We start from the raw sequence: 20,465 nt of genomic DNA, 5'->3' as shown, positions 1-20,465 counted from the left end.
TTCAGGAGTGGAAAATGAATTTAATTATTTTAGGTTTACCAGGTGCTGGAAAAGGTACTCAGTCAAACTTCATTGTCAAAAAATATGGATTAATCCATTTATCAACTGGTGATATTTTTCGAAATAACATAAGAAATGGTACGACTCTGGGAATTAAAACTAAAGCATATATGGATGCTGGAATATATGTTCCTGATGAAATCACTAATAACTTGATTGCTGCAAGATTGCAGCAATCAGATATTAAAACAACAGATTTCATTCTTGATGGCTATCCTCGTACTATTGACCAAGCAAACTTTCTTGACCAAACATTATTAACGATTAAGAAATCAATTTTGGTTTTGTACTTAGCAATTAATGAACAAACCGTTATTGACCGTTTATCATCAAGGCGAGTTTGTCTGCAATGTGGTCGTGTGTACAATCTTAAATTTTCTCCTCCTAAGATTAATAATAAATGTGATATTGACAATCAAACATTAATTCAACGTTCTGACGATAAAGAAACAACCATTAAAACAAGGTTGGAAATTTATAAAAAAGAAACATTACCATTAGTAACATATTATCAAAATAAAGGTTTGCTAAAAACTATTGACGCCAACCTTGAAAATGATAAAGTACTAGCAACAATTGAACAATATTTATTGGAGAATGACAATGGTTAGCATTAAAAGCGAAAAAGAAATTCAAAACATTAAAGCAGCTAGTAAAGTAGTAGCATTAATTCATCACGAATTAAAAAAAATAATTACCGTTGGAACAACAGGTAAAGACCTAGATAAGGTTGCTGCAGAAATTATTAAAAAAAATAATGCTAAACCATCATTCTTAAATTATCACGGATTTCCTGCAACAATTTGTGTTTCAGTTAATGAACAACTAATTCATGGCATTCCCAATGATAAACCATTTAAAGAAAATGATCTTGTTAAAATTGATTCTGGTGCTAGCATTAATGGATATCATGCTGATGCTGCGTTTACTATGTGCGTTGGAATACCAACCACAGAACAACAGAAAATTATTGATGTGACACGTGAATCGCTCAATAAAGCAATCGCAATTCTTAAATCTGGGGTACGAATTGGTGATATTAGTAACACCATTCAAACCTATGTAGAAAGCCAAGGCTTTTGTTTACCAACATCGTATACTGGGCATGGTATTGGTAAATCACTTCACGAAGACCCAGCAATTCCTAATGTCGGCAAACGCGACCGAGGGATTAAATTACAAAAAAATATGACCATTTGCATTGAACCCATGGTCCAAATGACAACAGATGAAGTAATTGTATTAGACGATAAGTGAACGGTAGTTGCTGCTGATTATCTGCAAACTGCCCACTTTGAACACACTATCTTAATAACAGATGATGGCTGTGAAGTGCTAACAATTTTAGATAACAATCAAGAAACTAATGAGGTGTTGTAAGCAATGGCAAAACCAAAACAACAAACAAAACCAAAATTTCAAAAAGAAAAAAAACCTAGTGAAAATACGATTGAGTGTGAAGCTATCGTAAAAGAAGTACTGCCAAACGCTACTTTTAAAATTAAACTAAAAGACTTTGATAGCGACGAATTAATTACAGCAACACTAGGTGGTAAGTTACAAATCAACCACATTAAAATTATTAAAAATGATCATGTTAAAGTTGAACTATCAACATATGATTTAAGTAAAGGACGAATAACTTTCCGTTATCGCACTCCACCTATAGCTCATAAAAAAGAAGAAAACGAAGAAAATTAAAATTCTGATCGGAGGAAAATGATGAAAGTACAAGCATCAGTTAAAAAAATTTGTGACAAATGTCAACCAATTAAACGCAAAGGACGTAACGTAATCATTTGCGAAAACCCTAAACACAAACAACGACAAGGATAAATAGGAGGAAAAATAAAATATGACACCAAATACAAACAATGCTAGCCGAAGAATTGCACAAATAAATATCCCTGGAAACCAACATACTGTTATTGGTTTAACAAGAATCTACGGAATTGGACGTAGCAAATCTTCTTCAATTTTAAAAGCATTGAAAATTGCTGAAAGCAAAAAAGTTAATGAACTAAGTGAAAACGAAGTAACTGCTATTAGTAAATTAATCGAGAAAAAATGTAAAACTGAAGGTGAACTAAGACGTGAAGTTTCATTAAACATTAAACGATTAATGGAAATCGGATGTTATCGTGGAATTCGTCATCGTAAAGGATTACCAGTTCGAGGACAATCAACTAAAACTAACGCTAGAACTTGCAAGGGACCACGTAAAACGGTTGCTAACAAGAAAAAAGCAAGCTAATTAGGAGGATAGAAATAATGAATATAAAAACAACAGTTAAGAAAAAAATCAAAGCTAATCCTAATTTCTTTAAAGGAAAAGCATTTATCAAAGCTAGTTTCAATAACACAATTGTTACTATCACAGATCTTAATGGTAACGTAATTGCTTGATCTAGTGCTGGAGCAGTTGGGTTCAAAGGAACTCGTAAATCAACTCCTCACTCGGCACAATTAGCAGCTGAAGCTGCTGGTAAAACGGCTATTGAACACGGAGCAAAAATTTTAAGTGTTTATGTAAATGGAACTGGTCCTGGAAGAGAACCAGCAATCCGTAGTTTACAAGCACTAGGATTTGAAATGAAAGACCTAAACGATGTGACACCAATCCCTCATAATGGTTGTCGTCCACCAAAAAAACCAAGAAAATAAAGCAGGTGAAAATAAAATATGGAACAACAATTTTTAAAACCAAAATTTAGTTTAAATAGTGAAAACAGTACTACTCATTATACTGAATTCGTTGTTAATCAATTAGAACGTGGCTATGGAACAACTTTAGCTAACGCTTTAAGAAGAACATTACTATCTTCTGTGCCAGGAGTTTCTGTTTACGCTATTAAAATTGCTGGTGTATCACATGAATTTACTGCTGTTAAAGGCGTAGTTGAAAATGTTTCAGAAATAATTTTAAATGTTAAAGACTTAGTTTTAGCTTTTGATGGAGACATCCAAAAAGAAGAAAAAATTACTAACTTAAAAATTAATGTAACAGGTGAACAAGAAATTACTGCTGGTGATATTATTTGCCCAACTGAAGTGCGAGTAGTAAACCCAGACTTAGTAATTGCCAGAACAACTTCAAGAAACGTCCTATTCGATATGGAGTTATTTGTTAAGAAATCTCGTGGTTATTCATCTTTTGAAAACAACAAAAAAGAAATTGCTAACAGTTCAGGAATTATTGCTATTGATGTTGACTATTCACCAGTTTCTAAAGTTGACTACAAAGTAGAACCAGTTACTAAAACTATTAAAGATGTTGAATATGAAAAATTAACAATTGGTGTCCAAACTAATGGTTCAATTAAAGCAGCTTCAGCCATTGCTATGGCAGCTAAAATCTTAATGAGTCATATTGAATTCTTTATTAATTTAGATGATAATGTTAAAAACTTTGAAGTTATTTCAATTGTTAATGAAAAAGAAAATGATAGTTTAAATTTAGCATTAGAAGAATTGAATTTAACAGTTCGTTCATACAACTGTTTAAAACGTGATGGCTTCAAAACTTTAGGTGATATTGCCAAGAAGAGTTTAGAAGAAATTAAATTAATTAAACATTTAGGTTCAAAATCTGTTAAAGAAATTGAAGAATGTATAGCAAGAAATAACTTAGAATTTTCTAATAAGAACTAAAAAGGAGGAACAAATAATATGTCATATATTAACGATACAGGAAGAGATAGTGCTAAAGTTAATGCAGAAATGCGTAACTTAGCTAGTGAACTAATTGTTCATGGAAAATTAATTTTAACGCAAACCAGAGCTAAGAGATTACAAACTTTTGTTGAACCACTAGTTACTTTAGCTAAACGCGGTGACTTACATTCACGACGTCAAGCGATTGCTAAATTACGTAAAATTGTAACTAAAGAGCATGAAAAAGATGGTGTTATTCCAACATTATTTACTAACATTGCTGATAGATACAAAGATCGTAATGGTGGATATACAAAATTAATTAAAGTAGATAATAGAACTGGTGATAATGCACCAATGGTATTAATTACTTTTGTATAACAATAAATAATTTAAAAGGGAAACAGAATTATCTGTTTCCCTTTTAATATTAATAATGGCTTTTCTCCCTTTATGTACTATTTTAAATTTTATCACATAAATGCTGAGAAAAGCCTATCTACGGACTTCTCCCCACATTTTTAAATTAAACATAGCATTACAGTTTCAAAACTAGGTATGTTATTGAATTTATATGCAGCTTCTTTTGCATAACCAGTTTTTGAAACATAGCCATCTTGATGGTTAACTGTTTCATGCTTAGTGAAAACCGATTTCAAATCGCGATATCCTTTTCAAGAATCAGTATGTACATCACACTTTGAAGAAATGTGGTTTATTGCAAACTGCAAAAGATTTTTACTGTTTGCGTTTTTCAATACTTTCACAATCAGATTGTTGGTTGTTTTTTCATAAATACCAACAATCAAGGTTTTGTTCAACAAGGATCTTCCTTGTTTTTTAAAACCCATATGTGAAAGATACATTTCATCCATTTGCACTATGCCCTCAACAATGAATTGAGGTTCTTGTTTAGCAATGGCACTTCGGATTTTATGACCCATTCTTCAAGCTGTTTTCAAGGTCACTCCCAATTCTTTTGCAACATCAGTTGATGGAATTCCATGTTTGGTGTTTATTCATCTAAAGATGAGATAAAACCAAGATATTAAAGGTGTTTGTGACTTTGAAAATATAGTGCCCGTGAGAATACTGAATGTTTGATGACATTTCAAACATCTCATTTTTCTTAAATTAGAAGTATTCAAATTAAAACTAGAACACCTAATACATTTGCTTTGTTTCAAACTTGCTATATATGCAAGACATTGTTTTTCAGTTTGAAAAGTATTATTGAACTCATTCAATTTCATTGTTTCCTCCACAAGTACATGTGGGGAGAAGTCCGTTTTTTTATTTCTTGTTCTTTATTTTTTATTTCATATTTTTTTCCTTAATTTTATTTTGATTTATTTGTATTTGTTTTTCTCAATTAGAAATTTCAGTTTTTAAAGTTGCTTGCTCTTCTTCCTTTTCTTTAATTAACTTATTGTAGTTTTCTCATAATTCATCTCAATTTTTTTGAATATTATCATGAATTGGGTTAGTTTCAGTTAAGTCTATTACAAATTCAGTAAATTTTCTTCTTTCTTCTGTAGACCCTGAAAAATTTAAAGCACTTTTTTCACTTTCTTGAAAAGTTTCCTTATCTATTTTTTGTGCTTTTTCTTTAAAGCTTTCCATACTTTTTCTAAGACTTTGAATTTCATTGCTTATTTCTTTAATAGTTTTTTCATTCTCACTTATTTTTTTGTGTAAAGATTCATTTCCATGATTGTTGTTGCCTATTTCATCTTCTAGTTTTTTTAGGTCATCATTTTTGGAATTTAAATCTTCTTTATATTCTTTACTTTTTTGTTCTCCATGAGACAAAATAGTTTGATATTTTTGTTGATAATCTTGTTACTCCTTACCGATTTCATCTATTAAAAAATTGAATTCTTTTTCAAGAGTTATTATTTTTGCGTTAAGGTATTCAATGTTATTTTTAATGTAATCTACTGAATTTGTTGTAGTTATGTTGGTTGTCTTTGGCATCATTTCTTTTCCCTTTTTCTTTCAAAAATAAAAAACCATTTACTTTAAAATTAAAGTACTTGGTCAAACACTTTTATTTTTATAACCATATTGTATATAAAGAAAAATACAATAAAAGAAATATGCTTTTGTATTATATTAATGCATAAAATGAGTTTAAATAGTAATTTATATGTAAACCTCTAGTGTTTAAAAAACATTTGTTATTAATGGTTAAAACAGTGTATAAACAATTTATTTCTGAAACAAAATATTAAACTTAACTAATCAAGTGTTCTTGTATAGTTATTTTATTAGTTACATAGTTTATTGGATATTCTCGTTGTTAATAATACATTTAGTACAAGTAAACTTAATATTTTTTTCATTATATTTTATTTCTTTAATTCGTTGTTTTCTTTTTTGTTTCATACATTTTTTATGAAACATTTCTAAAATTTTTATATTTCCGCTTTCATCTTTAAGTAGGGTGTTATCAGTTTCATTGTGAGAATGAATTTTGAATAGATTTTTATCGTTATCAAAAATTCGTTTTTGACATCATGTACAATTATCACCGCTATATTCACAAAAATTTATTTTATTTTTAGTCATAATTATTCTTCTTTCATTTTAATTTTTTAGATGTAATTGTGATGCTTTTGTTGGACTATTTTGTAATTCATTTGAATTTATTTCTTCTTTAAAAAATTCTAAAGTATCATCAGCCATTTCAATTTCAGAATCACAATTATTTTTTTCGATATTTAAAATATCATTAATATAGGCTTTGAGTTTTTCTTTATCAACAATTAAATCTCAGCCATTTGATAATTCTTTCTGTTCTTTTAATAAAAAATTACTAACTAGAGTTTTAACTTTTTTAAATATTTTATTTTCACTTTTTAATAAAACATTAATTTTTAATTCGCAGTGAATGATGCAGTTTCTAGTTAATTTTAGCTTTTTATTATTTTCCTTTAAAGAGTAAGAAGTTTGAGTAGTATTAGGTATTTTTTTTAATACTTTATTAGAATTGATTTCATGGTTATTTATTTCATAACATTCTCTTAAAAACTTAAATATTTTTGTTATCTTTTTATTATATTCTACTTCTTTACTTGGACAAATAGCTATTAATTCATTTCTTAATTCAAATAAATCAATAATAAAATTTTTGACCATCTCTCTTTTCCTATTTTTTCTTTCTAGGTTTTGGTTTTTTACCTGTGGCAAGATAATATCTTTCACGGTCAGCATTAGCTAATTCTTGATATGGTTCTTTATCAATAATTTCTAATTCAATTCATAATTTGTTCATTTCTTTTACAAGGGCTGCTGGTTTTAATTCAGGATGTTTTGCCTTAAATTCTGTTCTTTTTTCTTTTAGAAAAAAGAAATAAGCATTCATGGGAGCCTTTGGAGCATTTGGATCTTTTTGCTTTTTAGTTTTTGTTGTGGTTGCATTACTTTTTACTGCTTTAGCCATTGTTAATACCTCCAATATATTCGATAATGTTCTTATGTTTATTATATTAGATTATAGAAATAAAACCTTAATGAAGCATATGAATAGTTATATTGAATCCTTTTATAAGGGTGAACACCAAAAATATAAAACAAATGAAAATTAATATTATTAAATATAATAAGTGTTATTATTAAAACTATCTATCAGTAAGATAGCATAAAATAATGACTAAATTCTAATGATAGTTACTAATTTACTTTTCTTTACTTAGATTTTCCATTATCTAGTATAAGTTTTAATTATAACTTTAATTTGCGTTATAATTATATTATTAGTAACCATTAGGTATAATTAAATTTGAAAGGAAGTATTTTCTACATGAAAATCGGAATTATTGGCGCCACAGGTAAATCGGGTTTAGCTTTAACTAAAGAAGCATTAAAACAAGGATATCAAGTTGTTGCTATTACAAGAAATCCAACACAAATGCCTAATTTAGACAATAATTCTCGTTTAACCATCCGAAAAGCTGATGCTACTAATAAAAGTACCATTAAAAATGCTATTAATGACATTGATGTGTTAATTAGTTCTTATGGTCCAACAATTGATAGTCCACAATCTATTCATGAAAAAGTAGCAATAACTTTAATTGATATTATGCATGATTGTCCTACTATTAAACGCCTTTTAGTCGTTGGTGGGGCAGGAGTTTATAAATGATAAGGGAGAATTAGTAGAAACTAGTGCTTTCCCTGAAGAATGAAAAGAACATGCACGAATGCAAGCACAATCATTAGAAAGATACCGTAGTAGCGATATTAACTGGACTTACTTTAGTCCATCACTAATGTATTTACCAGAACTACCAACTTCTGGTAAATTTAAAATTAGTAATGATCACTTAGTTGTTAATAAAGAAGGTAAAAGTGAAATTAGTTATGGTGATGCTGCTGTGGCTATCATTAATGAAATCAGAGAACATCGTTTTGTAAAAAAACGTTTTACTGCTGGTTATGATAATTAGAAAGGTTGATAAAAGTGGAAGTGCTAACCAAGGAACAAATTTTACAACAAAAAATAAAATTAAATAACGATGTAAAGATGCCTAAATTTGGTTTAGGAACTTATTTAATAACTGATGGTTTAAGTGTTTATAATTCAGTAATGTGAGCTTTAAAAAATGGTTATCGTCATATTGATACTGCTGAATATTACAACAATGAAGTGTATATTGGTGGTGCTATCAAAGACTTTTTAGAACAAAATCCAGAGGTTAAACGCCAAGATTTATTTATTACTTCTAAAGTTTGAAATAGTAATCATAAATATGAAAATGCTAAAAATGCGATTAGAGGAATTATTGAACGTTTAAAATTAGACTATTTAGATTTATGTTTAATTCACTGACCAACTAAAGATAGTTTTGAATGTTGAGAAGCCTTAGAAGAGTTTTATGAAGTTGGTAAAGTTAAAACTATTGGTGTTTCTAATTTTAATGATAAACAGTTAAAAAAATTTTTAAAAAAAATTAAAGTTATACCTGCTGTTAATCAAATCGAAACTCATCCTGGTTTTAATCAAGCTAGCACTGTTAATTTTTGTTATAAAAAAAATATTGCAATTGTCTCATGAAGAACAATGTTAGGTGGGCAAGCCGAACATATACCGTTATTAAAAGAATTAGCGCAGAAATATAATACAACAGCTGCTCATGTTGCATTACGCTGAGTTTGACAATTAGGACAGGTAGTAATTCCCAAATCAACCACTCCTGAACGGATTGTTAATAATCCTGACATTGGTAGGTTTGAATTAACACCAGCAGAAATGCTAGCAATTGAAAAATTACCACAGACTGCCCTAGGCCCTCAATCTAATGATAATAAATTTTGAAAAGGAATTATGATTGACTAAGTTTGTTGGAAGATGGTGTATATTTGATGATTTGAAATGAAAAAACCAAAGATCTTGCTAACCAGTTAAATACTAATTTTGTTACAGGTTTAAGTGAAGAAGTTGCTGCTAAACTATTATTAGAAAATGGACCTAATCAATTACCAATTTCTAAAAATAAACCAATTTGAAAAATAGCTTTACAACATTTTTTAGAACCATTTGTTTTGGTATTGATAGCTTTAGCGATCGTAGCTGTTGCCATTGGTCAATGGCAAGAAGCAACTGTCGTATTTTTAATTGTGATTGTTGATGCCACATTAAGTACTTATCAAGAAGTTAAAGCCGCATTATCACTAGATGCTTTAAAAAAATTAGTTTCATCACAAGCTGTAGTAATTCGTGATGGTAATAAACATGACATTAAAGCTCAAGATTTAGTAATTGGTGATTTAATTTATTTAGAAACTGGAATGTTTGTCCCTGCCGATGCTCGTATTATTCAATCTTATAATTTACGAACTAATGAATCATTACTAACTGGTGAATCAACATTAGTAACGAAAACAACTGAAGCATTAGCGGATGAAAAATTATCAATTAGTGAACAAACTAATATTGCCTTTATGTCAACTGCTATTGCTACAGGTAGTGGTTTAGGAATTATTCATGCTACTGCTAAAACCTCAGAGATTGGTAAAATTACTAAGTTACTACAAGAAGCCAAAGAACCTAAGTCACCATTAACTAAACAAATGGCATTTTTAATTCGTTTAATTTCCATTTTTGCTTTAGCATTAGGTTTAATAATGTTTTTAGTGCAATTCTTTGTCTCTGAAAAATCTGCTATTAATTCATTAATTTTTGGAATTGCATTAGCGATTGCTGTTATTCCTGAAGGGTTGCAAGTAATTGTAACAGTAGCATTATCACTAGGAAGTTCTAGAATGGCAAAAAAACATGCTATTATTAAGCATTTACCTGCTGTTGAAATATTAGGACAAGTAAATATTATTTGTTCTGATAAAACTGGTACTTTAACACAAAATAAAATGACAGTCCAAAAATACTATTTAACTAATACTGTCCAAGATGCTGATAAGTTTATTAGAAAAAATAAACAAGAACAATTGTTTTTAGATTGTTTAGTGCTTTGTAATAATAGTGAGTTTTATAAAAATAAAACTGTTGGTGACCCAACTGAAGCTGCACTAGTTAATTTTTCTGAGCATTTAAAGTTTTCAACAAAAGAAATTAATGCTGAACACAAGCGAATTTATGAAATTCCCTTCGATTCAGAGCGTAAAGTGATGTCAACTGTTAATGAATATGAAAAAGACACTTATGTTTTTGTTAAAGGCGCTGCTGATAATATGATTAATGTTTGTAGTCATGTTTTAATCGGTAATGAACGTATTAAAATTACTTCTGAAATTAAGAAAAACATTTTAGAAAAAATGGATGAAATGTCTAATGCTGCATTAAGGGTTTTAGGTGCTAGTTATAAAGTTATAACTAATGAAAAAAAAGATTATAGTAATGTTGAACAAATTGAATCACAACTAACATTTTTAGGATTGGTAGGAATGATTGATCCTACACGAAGAGAAGTTAAAGGGGCATTGGTTAGAACGAGAAAAGCTGGTATTGATACCATTATGATTACTGGTGACCATTTAAATACTGCTGTTGCTATTGGTCAAGATTTAGGTTTAATTGAAAATAAAAGTCAAGCCATTAGTGGTAAACTAATTGATGAATTGCCAGAAGAAGCCTTAAATGCTAATATTAATCAATATCGTGTTTTTGCGCGAGTATCACCAGAACATAAAGTTCGAATTGTAAAAGCTTTACAAAGTCATAATAAAATCGTTTCCATGACTGGTGATGGTGTTAACGATGCGCCATCATTAAAAGCTGCTAATATTGGTGTGGCTATGGGAATTACTGGTACTGATGTGGCAAAAGAAGCTTCGCAAATGGTTTTAACGGATGATAATTTTTCAACAATTGTTGATTCCATTGAAGAGGGGCGTAATATTTATAGTAAAATTAAACGTATTGTTTGCTTTGTTTTAATTACCAATATGGCACAAGTTTTAGCAATTGTGTTTGGTGCTATTTTTAAATGAGATGAACTACTGCAACCTATTCAAATTTTATGAATTAACTTAATTGTTGAATCAGTAATTGCGATTCCGATGTCAATGGGTCCTAATAATCCTGATTTAATGTTGGATAAACCCATTAAACGTAATGATCGAATAATTAGTGGTAGTTGAGGGTTTATTGGTTTGGTTAGTGTTATATTAAGTACATTGTTAATATTAACATTTCATTTTTTACCACCTATTTTAAATGACGCGATTACTGATGGATATGTTTTTGTATTTGTTATTATGGTTAATGCTCCTATCTTTTATGCTTTTAGTTTTGTGTCGGGTGCTAAAACAAGTATCTTTAGTAAAATCACGTGACGAAATAAATTTATTTGAATGGCAGCACTTATTGCGTTTTTTATTAATGCTTTAATCATTTTTACACCTAAGATTCAAGATGCATTTTCTATTCATGAAGCATTTCATGTAACTGATTGATTGCTTTGTGTGGCATTATCAACAATTCCCATGTGATTATTAGAAATATATAAAGGTATTAGAAATTTAGTTAATTATATTAAAAACAAAAAAACTTCTAAAATTGAAAAAAAAGCAACTAAAGCAGATAATGAGTTGAGAAGGGGTCATTTCTAAGTTTAACTTAGAAATGACCCCTTCTCAGGATTTAACCGATTCTATTTTTCATTTGCTACAGTATAAATTAATTTTAAATCAGTAATAAGTTCTTTGTGATGTTTATATGAAAACTATTCCTAACTTGTAACAAAAGATTATCATTAGAGTTTTGGAGAATTTGATTTTTTGCTAGTAGTTGTTGATGGTTGTTGTTTATTGGCGTCAAGTTTTATGCTATCAAGAGTAAGTCTGTTAGCAACCCCTTCTTTTCTTGCTCTTTGGTCGCCTGCATCTTTATTCATTTCGTCTATTTGTTTTTGGTAATTTTCTTCTTTGCTTTTTTTGGATTCATGATTTACTATTTCCTTTCTTTTTTAGAATATTTTTTCTTGATTTATATATAAAAATATCTATAAATAGTATAAGTAATTTTAAAAAGGCTTTTCTCCCTTTATGTACTATTTTTAAATTTTATCACATAAATGCTGAGAAAAGCCTATCTACGGACTTCTCCCCACATTTTTAAATTAAACATAGCATTACAGTTTCAAAACTAGGTATGTTATTGAATTTATATGCAGCTTCTTTTGCATATAAATGAATATGATGTTTTGCAACTTTGATATGTGTTTTAAATGTTCTTCGTATATGTTTTCATACTGACTCAATTTGGTTGGTATTTACACCAGTTTTTGAAACATAGCCATCTTGATGGTTAACTGTTTCATGCTTAGTGAAAACCGATTTCAAATCGCGATATCCTTTTCAAGAATCAGTATGTACATCACACTTTGAAGAAATGTGGTTTATTGCAAACTGCAAAAGATTTTTACTGTTTGCGTTTTTCAATACTTTCACAATCAGATTGTTGGTTGTTTTTTCATAAATACCAACCATCAAGGTTTTGTTCAACAAGGATCTTCCTTGTTTTTTAACCCATATGTGAAAGATACATTTCATCCATTTGCACTATGCCCTCAACAATGAATTGAGGTTCTTGTTTAGCAATGGCACTTCGGATTTTATGACCCATTCTTCAAGCTGTTTTCAAGGTCACTCCCAATTCTTTTGCAACATCAGTTGATGGAATTCCATGTTTGGTGTTTATTCATCTAAAGATGAGATAAAACCAAGATATTAAAGGTGTTTGTGACTTTGAAAATATAGTGCCTGTGAGAATACTGAATGTTTGATGACATTTCAAACATCTCATTTTTCTTAAATTAGAAGTATTCAAATTAAAACTAGAACACCTAATACATTTGCTTTGTTTCAAACTTGCTATATATGCAAGACATTGTTTTTCAGTTTGAAAAGTATTATTGAACTCATTCAATTTCATTGTTTCCTCCACAAGTACATGTGGGGAGAAGTCCGATTATTAATTAAGATTAATTCTATCTTCAAATTTTATCATAAAATGAGCGATTGCTTCATTTTAATTTTGAATTGGCATTGTTCATTTTTTGTCATTGATTCAATTGCTAAATAAAAGATTTTTAACATTTTAAATTTAAGTGGTGTTAGTTTTCTTTTTTTGTAAATCATTATGATATTGTTGTAATTTGTTTTGGTAATAGCTAATAGTAATAAGATTAGTTGGTGGTAAGTTAATTTTCATTAAGGTTACTGGAAAATACAGTATTTAAATAAATCGTGAAATTGTTGAATTTTTAAGTTTTGCTGGTTAGCACTTAGTAAACTAATCTTAAATCCTTGGATTTGGATTGTTGCTACGTAGTTAATACGACCTTGGATTTTATAAATTTTTAAATATTTATCATTAACTAGGGTCTCATAAGGTACTAGTAAACTAGTATCGTTATTTTTTGTTCAAGATTTTTTTGATTCTGCTCAATATTTAAAAATTAAGACAAGGACATATCAACCTTTAACACCAGTCATTACTGGTATTACTAAAGGGATAGCAATAAAGCTAGTTAGAATAATGATACTGATTCTTACGTATCTATCTATTGGTAGCCCTTAAATGAATAGTGCTGATAATATACTACTCATGAGCCTATTACTAAGGCTTCTATTAGGCCAAATCCTTTGTAGAATTCTAGTTTAGTTTTTCTAATGGTTTTAGGGATAATGTTGTTCATTAGTTGTTCTCCTTTCAAATGAAAAAGAACCCGTATGGGTTCTCTTAAGTTAATACATTTAACTTAATTATCAACTACATTCCATAATGGATTATTTATATAAATCTTTTTTTACCACTTTCAAAACTAATTACTAAATACTGTTCTGTTTTTTCTAATAACTTGCCAATTCCAAAGGAAGGATTACTTATTAGACTATTTTTAGATTTAATTTTATCCACTCTTTTACCATAGTTTTTTCTCTTTTATAACTATTTTTATCTAATTCTTGTAAAAAAAACTAAAAATCGGCATGTTTTCTGAGTTTTATCATATTATTCGCCTTCTTATTTGTTTTTTATAAAAATTCAGTTAAATATTCATCAGATACTAAAGGCTTAAATTCTTTAGAAAAAATTAACAATTTATTTTGGCTTTTCTCCCTTTATGTACTATTTTTAAATTTTATCACATAAATGCTGAGAAAAGCCTATCTACGGACTTCTCCCCACATTTTTAAATTAAACATAGCATTACAGTTTCAAAACTAGGTATGTTATTGAATTTATATGCAGCTTCTTTTGCATATAAATGAATATGATGTTTTGCAACTTTGATATGTGTTTTAAATGTTCTTCGTATATGTTTTCATACTGACTCAATTTGGTTGGTATTTACACCAGTTTTTGAAACATAGCCATCTTGATGGTTAACTGTTTCATGCTTAGTGAAAACCGATTTCAAATCGCGATATCCTTTTCAAGAATCAGTATGTACATCACACTTTGAAGAAATGTGGTTTATTGCAAACTGCAAAAGATTTTTACTGTTTGCGTTTTTCAATACTTTCACAATCAGATTGTTGGTTGTTTTTTCATAAATACCAACCATCAAGGTTTTGTTCAACAAGGATCTTCCTTGTTTTTTAACCCATATGTGAAAGATACATTTCATCCATTTGCACTATGCCCTCAACAATGAATTGAGGTTCTTGTTTAGCAATGGCACTTCGGATTTTATGACCCATTCTTCAAGCTGTTTTCAAGGTCACTCCCAATTCTTTTGCAACATCAGTTGATGGAATTCCATGTTTGGTGTTTATTCATCTAAAGATGAGATAAAACCAAGATATTAAAGGTGTTTGTGACTTTGAAAATATAGTGCCCGTGAGAATACTGAATGTTTGATGACATTTCAAACATCTCATTTTTCTTAAATTAGAAGTATTCAAATTAAAACTAGAACACCTAATACATTTGCTTTGTTTCAAACTTGCTATATATGCAAGACATTGTTTTTCAGTTTGAAAAGTATTATTGAACTCATTCAATTTCATTGTTTCCTCCACAAGTATATGTGGGGAGAAGTCCGATTATTAATTAAGATTAATTCTATCTTCAAATTTTATCATAAAATGAGCGATTGCTTCATTTTAATTTTGAATTGGCATTGTTCATTTTTTGTCATTGATTCAATTGCTAAATAAAAGATTTTAACATTTTAAATTTAAGTGGTGTTAGTTTTCTTTTTTTTGTAAATCATTATGATATTGTTGTAATTTGTTTTGGTAATAGCTAATAGTAATAAGATTAGTTGGTGGTAAGTTAATTTTCATTAAGGTTACTGGAAAATACAGTATTTAAATAAATCGTGAAATTGTTGAATTTTTAAGTTTTGCTGGTTAGCACTTAGTAAACTAATGTTAAATCCTTGGATTTGGATTGTTGCTACGTAGTTAATACGACCTTGGATTTTATAAATTTTTAAATATTTATCATTAACTAGGGTCTCATAAGGTACTAGTAAACTAGTATCGTTATTTTTTGTTCAAGATTTTTTTGATTCTGCTCAATATTTAAAAATTAAGACAAGGACATATCAACCTTTAACACCAGTCATTACTGGTATTACTAAAGGGATAGCAATAAAGCTAGTTAGAATAATGATACTGATTCTTACGTATCTATCTATTGGTAGCCCTTAAATGAATAGTGCTGATAATATACTACTCATGAGCCTATTACTAAGGCTTCTATTAGGCCAAATCCTTTGTAGAATTCTAGTTTAGTTTTTCTAATGGTTTTAGGGATAATGTTGTTCATTAGTTGTTCTCCTTTCAAATGAAAAAGAACCCGTATGGGTTCTCTTAAGTTAATACATTTAACTTAATTATCAACTACATTCCATAATGGATTATTTATATAAATCTTTTTTTACCACTTTCAAAACTAACTACTAAATACTGTTCTGTTTTTTCTAATAACTTGCCAATTCCAAAGGAAGGATTACTTATTAGACTATTTTTAGATTTAATTTTATCCACTCTTTTACCATAGTTTTTTCTCTTTTATAACTATTTTTATCTAATTCTTGTAAAAAAAACTAAAAATCGGCATGTTTTCTGAGTTTTATCATATTATTCGCCTTCTTATTTGTTTTTTATAAAAATTCAGTTAAATATTCATCAGATACTAAAGGCTTAAATTCTTTAGAAAAAATTAACAATTTATTTTGGCTTTTCTCCCTATTATGTACTATTTTTAAATTTTATCACATAAATGCTGAGAAAAGCCTATCTACGGACTTCTCCCCACATTTTTAAATTAACATAGCATTACAGTTTCAAAACTAGGTATGTTATTGAATTTATATGCAGCTTCTTTTGCATATAAATGAATATGATGTTTTGCAACTTTGATATGTGTTTTAAATGTTCTTCGTATATGTTTTCATACTGACTCAATTTGGTTGGTATTTACACCAGTTTTTGAAACATAGCCATCTTGATGGTTAACTGTTTCATGCTTAGTGAAAACCGATTTCAAATCGCGATATCCTTTTCAAGAATCAGTATGTACATCACACTTTGAAGAAATGTGGTTTATTGCAAACTGCAAAAGATTTTTACTGTTTGCGTTTTTCAATACTTTCACAATCAGATTGTTGGTTGTTTTTTCATAAATACCAACCATCAAGGTTTTGTTCAACAAGGATCTTCCTTGTTTTTTAACCCATATGTGAAAGATACATTTCATCCATTTGCACTATGCCCTCAACAATGAATTGAGGTTCTTGTTTAGCAATGGCACTTCGGATTTTATGACCCATTCTTCAAGCTGTTTTCAAGGTCACTCCCAATTCTTTTGCAACATCAGTTGATGGAATTCCATGTTTGGTGTTTATTCATCTAAAGATGAGATAAAACCAAGATATTAAAGGTGTTTGTGACTTTGAAAATATAGTGCCCGTGAGAATACTGAATGTTTGATGACATTTCAAACATCTCATTTTTCTTAAATTAGAAGTATTCAAATTAAAACTAGAACACCTAATACATTTGCTTTGTTTCAAACTTGCTATATATGCAAGACATTGTTTTTCAGTTTGAAAAGTATTATTGAACTCATTCAATTTCATTGTTTCCTCCACAAGTACATGTGGGGAGAAGTCCGATTATTAATTAAGATTAATTCTATCTTCAAATTTTATCATAAAATGAGCGATTGCTTCATTTTAATTTTGAATTGGCATTGTTCATTTTTTGTCATTGATTCAATTGCTAAATAAAAGATTTTTAACATTTTAAATTTAAGTGGTGTTAGTTTTCTTTTTTTTGTAAATCATTATGATATTGTTGTAATTTGTTTTGGTAATAGCTAATAGTAATAAGATTAGTTGGTGGTAAGTTAATTTTCATTAAGGTTACTGGAAAATACAGTATTTAAATAAATCGTGAAATTGTTGAATTTTTAAGTTTTGCTGGTTAGCACTTAGTAAACTAATGTTAAATCCTTGGATTTGGATTGTTGCTACGTAGTTAATACGACCTTGGATTTTATAAATTTTTAAATATTTATCATTAACTAGGGTCTCATAAGGTACTAGTAAACTAGTATCGTTATTTTTTGTTCAAGATTTTTTTGATTCTGCTCAATATTTAAAAATTAAGACAAGTACATATCAACCTTTAACACCAGTCATTACTGGTATTACTAAAGGGATAGCAATAAAGCTAGTTAGAATAATGATACTGATTCTTACGTATCTATCTATTGGTAGCCCTTAAATGAATAGTGCTGATAATATACTACTCATGAGCCTATTACTAAGGCTTCTATTAGGCCAAATCCTTTGTAGAATTCTAGTTTAGTTTTTCTAATGGTTTTAGGGATAATGTTGTTCATTAGTTGTTCTCCTTTCAAATGAAAAAGAACCCGTATGGGTTCTCTTAAGTTAATACATTTAACTTAATTATCAACTACATTCCATAATGGATTATTTATATAAATCTTTTTTTACCACTTTCAAAACTAACTACTAAATACTGTTCTGTTTTTTCTAATAACTTGCCAATTCCAAAGGAAGGATTACTTATTAGACTATTTTTAGATTTAATTTTATCCACTCTTTTACCATAGTTTTTTCTCTTTTATAACTATTTTTATCTAATTCTTGTAAAAAAAACTAAAAATCGGCATGTTTTCTGAGTTTTATCATATTATTCGCCTTCTTATTTGTTTTTTATAAAAATTCAGTTAAATATTCATCAGATACTAAAGGCTTAAATTCTTTAGAAAAAATTAACAATTTATTTTGGCTTTTCTCCCTTTATGTACTATTTTTAAATTTTATCACATAAATGCTGAGAAAAGCCTATCTACGGACTTCTCCCCACATTTTTAAATTAACATAGCATTACAGTTTCAAAACTAGGTATGTTATTGAATTTATATGCAGCTTCTTTTGCATATAAATGAATATGATGTTTTGCAACTTTGATATGTGTTTTAAATGTTCTTCGTATATGTTTTCATACTGACTCAATTTGGTTGGTATTTACACCAGTTTTTGAAACATAGCCATCTTGATGGTTAACTGTTTCATGCTTAGTGAAAACCGATTTCAAATCGCGATATCCTTTTCAAGAATCAGTATGTACATCACACTTTGAAGAAATGTGGTTTATTGCAAACTGCAAAAGATTTTTACTGTTTGCGTTTTTCAATACTTTCAAAATCAGATTGTTGGTTGTTTTTTCATAAATACCAACCATCAAGGTTTTGTTCAACAAGGATCTTCCTTGTTTTTTAACCCATATGTGAAAGATACATTTCATCCATTTGCACTATGCCCTCAACAATGAATTGAGGTTCTTGTTTAGCAATGGCACTTCGGATTTTATGACCCATTCTTCAAGCTGTTTTCAAGGTCACTCCCAATTCTTTTGCAACATCAGTTGATGGAATTCCATGTTTGGTGTTTATTCATCTAAAGATGAGATAAAACCAAGATATTAAAGGTGTTTGTGACTTTGAAAATATAGTGCCTGTGAGAATACTGAATGTTTGATGACATTTCAAACATCTCATTTTTCTTAAATTAGAAGTATTCAAATTAAAACTAGAACACCTAATACATTTGCTTTGTTTCAAACTTGCTATATATGCAAGACATTGTTTTTCAGTTTGAAAAGTATTATTGAACTCATTCAATTTCATTGTTTCCTCCACAAGTACATGTGGGGAGAAGTCCGATTATTAATTAAGATTAATTCTATCTTCAAATTTTATCATAAAATGAGCGATTGCTTCATTTTAATTTTGAATTGGCATTGTTCATTTTTTGTCATTGATTCAATTGCTAAATAAAAGATTTTAACATTTTAAATTTAAGTGGTGTTAGTTTTCTTTTTTTTGTAAATCATTATGATATTGTTGTAATTTGTTTTGGTAATAGCTAATAGTAATAAGATTAGTTGGTGGTAAGTTAATTTTCATTAAGGTTACTGGAAAATACAGTATTTAAATAAATCGTGAAATTGTTGAATTTTTAAGTTTTGCTGGTTAGCACTTAGTAAACTAATGTTAAATCCTTGGATTTTGATTGTTGCTACGTAGTTAATACGACCTTGGATTTTATAAATTTTTAAATATTTATCATTAACTAGGGTCTCATAAGGTACTAGTAAACTAGTATCGTTATTTTTTGTTCAAGATTTTTTTGATTCTGCTCAATATTTAAAAATTAAGACAAGGACATATCAACCTTTAACACCAGTCATTACTGGTATTACTAAAGGGATAGCAATAAAGCTAGTTAGAATAATGATACTGATTCTTACGTATCTATCTATTGGTAGCCCTTAAATGAATAGTGCTGATAATATACTACTCATGAGCCTATTACTAAGGCTTCTATTAGGCCAAATCCTTTGTAGAATTCTAGTTTAGTTTTTCTAATGGTTTTAGGGATAATGTTGTTCATTAGTTGTTCTCCTTTCAAATGAAAAAGAACCCGTATGGGTTCTCTTAAGTTAATACATTTAACTTAATTATCAACTACATTCCATAATGGATTATTTATATAAATCTTTTTTTACCACTTTCAAAACTAACTACTAAATACTGTTCTGTTTTTTCTAATAACTTGCCAATTCCAAAGGAAGGATTACTTATTAGACTATTTTTAGATTTAATTTTATCCACTCTTTTACCATAGTTTTTTCTCTTTTATAACTATTTTTATCTAATTCTTGTAAAAAAAACTAAAAATCGGCATGTTTTCTGAGTTTTATCATATTATTCGCCTTCTTATTTGTTTTTTATA

38 protein-coding genes are annotated in these 20,465 nt (G+C 28.7%); 16 read left to right on the top strand and 22 right to left on the bottom strand.

Annotation, left to right across the window (positions count from 1 at the left end):
- The first annotated feature begins 14 nt into the window (after nucleotides 1-14).
- Genes ACFEL4_RS08770 through rplQ form a run of 8 tightly spaced genes read left to right on the top strand, consistent with a single transcriptional unit; the run spans nucleotide 15 to nucleotide 4,095 of the window.
- Nucleotides 15-671, top strand: coding sequence for an adenylate kinase (locus tag ACFEL4_RS08770; protein ID WP_375317431.1), 657 nt, complete (start codon nucleotides 15-17; stop codon nucleotides 669-671).
- Entirely contained in the window at nucleotides 664-1,440 is a 777-nt protein-coding gene (map, locus tag ACFEL4_RS08765; RefSeq protein WP_308149525.1) for a type I methionyl aminopeptidase, read from the top strand. The genes ACFEL4_RS08770 and map overlap by 8 nt, the downstream gene beginning before the upstream one ends.
- Nucleotides 1,441-1,443: 3 nt before the next feature.
- Entirely contained in the window at nucleotides 1,444-1,761 is a 318-nt protein-coding gene (infA, locus tag ACFEL4_RS08760; protein ID WP_375317430.1) for a translation initiation factor IF-1, read from the top strand.
- Nucleotides 1,762-1,782: 21 nt separating this feature from the next.
- On the top strand, nucleotides 1,783-1,896 hold the full coding sequence (gene rpmJ, locus ACFEL4_RS08755) for a 50S ribosomal protein L36 (RefSeq protein ID WP_308149523.1): 114 nt from the start codon (nucleotides 1,783-1,785) through the stop codon (nucleotides 1,894-1,896).
- Between the two features lie 19 nt (nucleotides 1,897-1,915).
- Nucleotides 1,916-2,314, top strand: a complete 399-nt coding sequence (rpsM, locus tag ACFEL4_RS08750) for a 30S ribosomal protein S13 (RefSeq protein WP_375317429.1) — start codon at nucleotides 1,916-1,918, stop codon at nucleotides 2,312-2,314.
- A gap of 17 nt (nucleotides 2,315-2,331) precedes the next feature.
- Nucleotides 2,332-2,724, top strand: coding sequence for a 30S ribosomal protein S11 (gene rpsK, locus ACFEL4_RS08745; protein ID WP_308149521.1), 393 nt, complete (start codon nucleotides 2,332-2,334; stop codon nucleotides 2,722-2,724).
- Nucleotides 2,725-2,742: 18 nt separating this feature from the next.
- On the top strand, nucleotides 2,743-3,711 hold the full coding sequence (locus ACFEL4_RS08740; RefSeq protein WP_308149520.1) for a DNA-directed RNA polymerase subunit alpha: 969 nt from the start codon (nucleotides 2,743-2,745) through the stop codon (nucleotides 3,709-3,711).
- 18 nt (nucleotides 3,712-3,729) lie between these two features.
- Entirely contained in the window at nucleotides 3,730-4,095 is a 366-nt protein-coding gene (rplQ, locus tag ACFEL4_RS08735) for a 50S ribosomal protein L17 (RefSeq protein WP_375317428.1), read from the top strand.
- Nucleotides 4,096-4,235: 140 nt separating this feature from the next.
- Here rplQ and ACFEL4_RS08730 read toward each other — a convergent pair whose 3' ends face one another.
- From ACFEL4_RS08730 to ACFEL4_RS08710, 5 genes are all read right to left on the bottom strand, one after another.
- Complete coding sequence (locus tag ACFEL4_RS08730; RefSeq protein ID WP_375317427.1) at nucleotides 4,236-4,967, bottom strand: IS1595 family transposase; 732 nt, start codon at nucleotides 4,965-4,967, stop codon at nucleotides 4,236-4,238.
- A 61-nt stretch (nucleotides 4,968-5,028) separates the two neighbouring features.
- Nucleotides 5,029-5,526, bottom strand: a complete 498-nt coding sequence (locus ACFEL4_RS08725) for a hypothetical protein (protein ID WP_375317426.1) — start codon at nucleotides 5,524-5,526, stop codon at nucleotides 5,029-5,031.
- Nucleotides 5,527-5,997: 471 nt separating this feature from the next.
- A complete protein-coding gene (locus ACFEL4_RS08720) occupies nucleotides 5,998-6,285 on the bottom strand; it encodes a hypothetical protein (protein ID WP_375317425.1) in 288 nt (95 codons plus the stop codon).
- Between the two features lie 18 nt (nucleotides 6,286-6,303).
- A complete protein-coding gene (locus ACFEL4_RS08715; RefSeq protein ID WP_375317424.1) occupies nucleotides 6,304-6,855 on the bottom strand; it encodes a hypothetical protein in 552 nt (183 codons plus the stop codon).
- A 10-nt stretch (nucleotides 6,856-6,865) separates the two neighbouring features.
- Nucleotides 6,866-7,159 (bottom strand): hypothetical protein, encoded by a 294-nt coding sequence (locus ACFEL4_RS08710; RefSeq protein ID WP_375317423.1) that lies wholly within the window; start codon nucleotides 7,157-7,159, stop codon nucleotides 6,866-6,868.
- A gap of 360 nt (nucleotides 7,160-7,519) precedes the next feature.
- Here ACFEL4_RS08710 and ACFEL4_RS08705 point away from each other — a divergent pair, with 360 nt between their 5' ends.
- The 4 genes from ACFEL4_RS08705 to ACFEL4_RS08690 all read left to right on the top strand — a co-directional run bounded on the left by ACFEL4_RS08705 (nucleotide 7,520) and on the right by ACFEL4_RS08690 (nucleotide 11,790).
- Entirely contained in the window at nucleotides 7,520-7,867 is a 348-nt protein-coding gene (locus ACFEL4_RS08705) for an NAD(P)-dependent oxidoreductase (protein ID WP_375317422.1), read from the top strand.
- A gap of 55 nt (nucleotides 7,868-7,922) precedes the next feature.
- A complete protein-coding gene (locus ACFEL4_RS08700; protein ID WP_375317421.1) occupies nucleotides 7,923-8,168 on the top strand; it encodes a hypothetical protein in 246 nt (81 codons plus the stop codon).
- A gap of 77 nt (nucleotides 8,169-8,245) precedes the next feature.
- On the top strand, nucleotides 8,246-9,058 hold the full coding sequence (locus tag ACFEL4_RS08695; protein WP_375317420.1) for an aldo/keto reductase: 813 nt from the start codon (nucleotides 8,246-8,248) through the stop codon (nucleotides 9,056-9,058).
- A 26-nt stretch (nucleotides 9,059-9,084) separates the two neighbouring features.
- Nucleotides 9,085-11,790 (top strand): cation-translocating P-type ATPase, encoded by a 2,706-nt coding sequence (locus tag ACFEL4_RS08690; RefSeq protein ID WP_375317419.1) that lies wholly within the window; start codon nucleotides 9,085-9,087, stop codon nucleotides 11,788-11,790.
- A gap of 143 nt (nucleotides 11,791-11,933) precedes the next feature.
- Here ACFEL4_RS08690 and ACFEL4_RS08685 read toward each other — a convergent pair whose 3' ends face one another.
- From ACFEL4_RS08685 to ACFEL4_RS08675, 3 genes are all read right to left on the bottom strand, one after another.
- Nucleotides 11,934-12,074: a hypothetical protein gene (locus ACFEL4_RS08685; protein ID WP_375317418.1), complete on the bottom strand. Its 141-nt coding sequence runs from the start codon at nucleotides 12,072-12,074 to the stop codon at nucleotides 11,934-11,936.
- Nucleotides 12,075-12,294: 220 nt separating this feature from the next.
- On the bottom strand, nucleotides 12,295-12,732 hold the full coding sequence (locus tag ACFEL4_RS08680) for an IS1595 family transposase (RefSeq protein ID WP_375317410.1): 438 nt from the start codon (nucleotides 12,730-12,732) through the stop codon (nucleotides 12,295-12,297).
- Nucleotides 12,704-13,114 carry a hypothetical protein gene (locus ACFEL4_RS08675; protein ID WP_375317279.1) on the bottom strand — a complete coding sequence of 137 codons (411 nt, stop codon included), beginning with the start codon at nucleotides 13,112-13,114 and terminating at the stop codon, nucleotides 12,704-12,706. Before ACFEL4_RS08675 ends, ACFEL4_RS08680 begins: the two co-directional genes overlap by 29 nt.
- An 18-nt stretch (nucleotides 13,115-13,132) precedes the next feature.
- On the opposite strand from ACFEL4_RS08675, the gene ACFEL4_RS08670 reads away from it, so the two are divergent.
- Nucleotides 13,133-13,264, top strand: a complete 132-nt coding sequence (locus ACFEL4_RS08670; RefSeq protein ID WP_375317413.1) for a hypothetical protein — start codon at nucleotides 13,133-13,135, stop codon at nucleotides 13,262-13,264.
- A 134-nt stretch (nucleotides 13,265-13,398) separates the two neighbouring features.
- Here ACFEL4_RS08670 and ACFEL4_RS08665 read toward each other — a convergent pair whose 3' ends face one another.
- The 4 genes from ACFEL4_RS08665 to ACFEL4_RS08650 all read right to left on the bottom strand — a co-directional run bounded on the left by ACFEL4_RS08665 (nucleotide 13,399) and on the right by ACFEL4_RS08650 (nucleotide 15,195).
- Nucleotides 13,399-13,677 (bottom strand): hypothetical protein, encoded by a 279-nt coding sequence (locus ACFEL4_RS08665; RefSeq protein ID WP_375317417.1) that lies wholly within the window; start codon nucleotides 13,675-13,677, stop codon nucleotides 13,399-13,401.
- A gap of 68 nt (nucleotides 13,678-13,745) precedes the next feature.
- Nucleotides 13,746-13,880 (bottom strand): hypothetical protein, encoded by a 135-nt coding sequence (locus ACFEL4_RS08660; protein ID WP_375317411.1) that lies wholly within the window; start codon nucleotides 13,878-13,880, stop codon nucleotides 13,746-13,748.
- A 495-nt stretch (nucleotides 13,881-14,375) separates the two neighbouring features.
- The gene (locus ACFEL4_RS08655; RefSeq protein WP_375317410.1) at nucleotides 14,376-14,813 is read right to left on the bottom strand and encodes an IS1595 family transposase; all 438 of its coding nucleotides are present in this window, start codon (nucleotides 14,811-14,813) and stop codon (nucleotides 14,376-14,378) included.
- Nucleotides 14,785-15,195 carry a hypothetical protein gene (locus ACFEL4_RS08650; RefSeq protein ID WP_375317279.1) on the bottom strand — a complete coding sequence of 137 codons (411 nt, stop codon included), beginning with the start codon at nucleotides 15,193-15,195 and terminating at the stop codon, nucleotides 14,785-14,787. Before ACFEL4_RS08650 ends, ACFEL4_RS08655 begins: the two co-directional genes overlap by 29 nt.
- Nucleotides 15,196-15,213: 18 nt before the next feature.
- On the opposite strand from ACFEL4_RS08650, the gene ACFEL4_RS08645 reads away from it, so the two are divergent.
- Nucleotides 15,214-15,345 (top strand): hypothetical protein, encoded by a 132-nt coding sequence (locus ACFEL4_RS08645; protein WP_375317413.1) that lies wholly within the window; start codon nucleotides 15,214-15,216, stop codon nucleotides 15,343-15,345.
- A 134-nt stretch (nucleotides 15,346-15,479) separates the two neighbouring features.
- On the opposite strand, the gene ACFEL4_RS08640 is transcribed toward ACFEL4_RS08645, so the two are convergent.
- The 4 genes from ACFEL4_RS08640 to ACFEL4_RS08625 all read right to left on the bottom strand — a co-directional run bounded on the left by ACFEL4_RS08640 (nucleotide 15,480) and on the right by ACFEL4_RS08625 (nucleotide 17,276).
- Nucleotides 15,480-15,758, bottom strand: a complete 279-nt coding sequence (locus tag ACFEL4_RS08640) for a hypothetical protein (protein ID WP_375317415.1) — start codon at nucleotides 15,756-15,758, stop codon at nucleotides 15,480-15,482.
- A gap of 68 nt (nucleotides 15,759-15,826) precedes the next feature.
- Nucleotides 15,827-15,961: a hypothetical protein gene (locus ACFEL4_RS08635; protein ID WP_375317411.1), complete on the bottom strand. Its 135-nt coding sequence runs from the start codon at nucleotides 15,959-15,961 to the stop codon at nucleotides 15,827-15,829.
- Nucleotides 15,962-16,462: 501 nt separating this feature from the next.
- Nucleotides 16,463-16,894 (bottom strand): IS1595 family transposase, encoded by a 432-nt coding sequence (locus ACFEL4_RS08630; protein WP_375317416.1) that lies wholly within the window; start codon nucleotides 16,892-16,894, stop codon nucleotides 16,463-16,465.
- Nucleotides 16,866-17,276 carry a hypothetical protein gene (locus ACFEL4_RS08625; protein WP_375317279.1) on the bottom strand — a complete coding sequence of 137 codons (411 nt, stop codon included), beginning with the start codon at nucleotides 17,274-17,276 and terminating at the stop codon, nucleotides 16,866-16,868. Before ACFEL4_RS08625 ends, ACFEL4_RS08630 begins: the two co-directional genes overlap by 29 nt.
- Nucleotides 17,277-17,294: 18 nt before the next feature.
- Here ACFEL4_RS08625 and ACFEL4_RS08620 point away from each other — a divergent pair, with 18 nt between their 5' ends.
- Nucleotides 17,295-17,426, top strand: a complete 132-nt coding sequence (locus ACFEL4_RS08620) for a hypothetical protein (protein WP_375317413.1) — start codon at nucleotides 17,295-17,297, stop codon at nucleotides 17,424-17,426.
- Nucleotides 17,427-17,561: 135 nt separating this feature from the next.
- Here the strand turns inward: ACFEL4_RS08620 and ACFEL4_RS08615 are convergent, their stop codons facing one another.
- From ACFEL4_RS08615 to ACFEL4_RS08600, 4 genes are all read right to left on the bottom strand, one after another.
- Nucleotides 17,562-17,840 carry a hypothetical protein gene (locus ACFEL4_RS08615; protein WP_375317415.1) on the bottom strand — a complete coding sequence of 93 codons (279 nt, stop codon included), beginning with the start codon at nucleotides 17,838-17,840 and terminating at the stop codon, nucleotides 17,562-17,564.
- Nucleotides 17,841-17,908: 68 nt separating this feature from the next.
- Nucleotides 17,909-18,043 carry a hypothetical protein gene (locus tag ACFEL4_RS08610; protein ID WP_375317411.1) on the bottom strand — a complete coding sequence of 45 codons (135 nt, stop codon included), beginning with the start codon at nucleotides 18,041-18,043 and terminating at the stop codon, nucleotides 17,909-17,911.
- Nucleotides 18,044-18,543: 500 nt separating this feature from the next.
- Complete coding sequence (locus ACFEL4_RS08605) at nucleotides 18,544-18,975, bottom strand: IS1595 family transposase (protein ID WP_375317414.1); 432 nt, start codon at nucleotides 18,973-18,975, stop codon at nucleotides 18,544-18,546.
- The gene (locus ACFEL4_RS08600; RefSeq protein WP_375317279.1) at nucleotides 18,947-19,357 is read right to left on the bottom strand and encodes a hypothetical protein; all 411 of its coding nucleotides are present in this window, start codon (nucleotides 19,355-19,357) and stop codon (nucleotides 18,947-18,949) included. Before ACFEL4_RS08600 ends, ACFEL4_RS08605 begins: the two co-directional genes overlap by 29 nt.
- An 18-nt stretch (nucleotides 19,358-19,375) precedes the next feature.
- Here ACFEL4_RS08600 and ACFEL4_RS08595 point away from each other — a divergent pair, with 18 nt between their 5' ends.
- The gene (locus tag ACFEL4_RS08595) at nucleotides 19,376-19,507 is read left to right on the top strand and encodes a hypothetical protein (RefSeq protein ID WP_375317413.1); all 132 of its coding nucleotides are present in this window, start codon (nucleotides 19,376-19,378) and stop codon (nucleotides 19,505-19,507) included.
- Nucleotides 19,508-19,641: 134 nt separating this feature from the next.
- On the opposite strand, the gene ACFEL4_RS08590 is transcribed toward ACFEL4_RS08595, so the two are convergent.
- Complete coding sequence (locus ACFEL4_RS08590) at nucleotides 19,642-19,920, bottom strand: hypothetical protein (protein WP_375317412.1); 279 nt, start codon at nucleotides 19,918-19,920, stop codon at nucleotides 19,642-19,644.
- Between the two features lie 68 nt (nucleotides 19,921-19,988).
- Nucleotides 19,989-20,123 carry a hypothetical protein gene (locus tag ACFEL4_RS08585; RefSeq protein ID WP_375317411.1) on the bottom strand — a complete coding sequence of 45 codons (135 nt, stop codon included), beginning with the start codon at nucleotides 20,121-20,123 and terminating at the stop codon, nucleotides 19,989-19,991.
- Nucleotides 20,124-20,465: the final 342 nt, after the last annotated feature.

Source organism: Spiroplasma endosymbiont of Virgichneumon dumeticola, assembly GCF_964264745.1.
GTDB lineage: Bacteria > Bacillota_I > Bacilli_A > Mycoplasmatales > VBWQ01 > Spiroplasma_E.
This window is presented reverse-complemented; position numbering and strand designations above follow the sequence as displayed.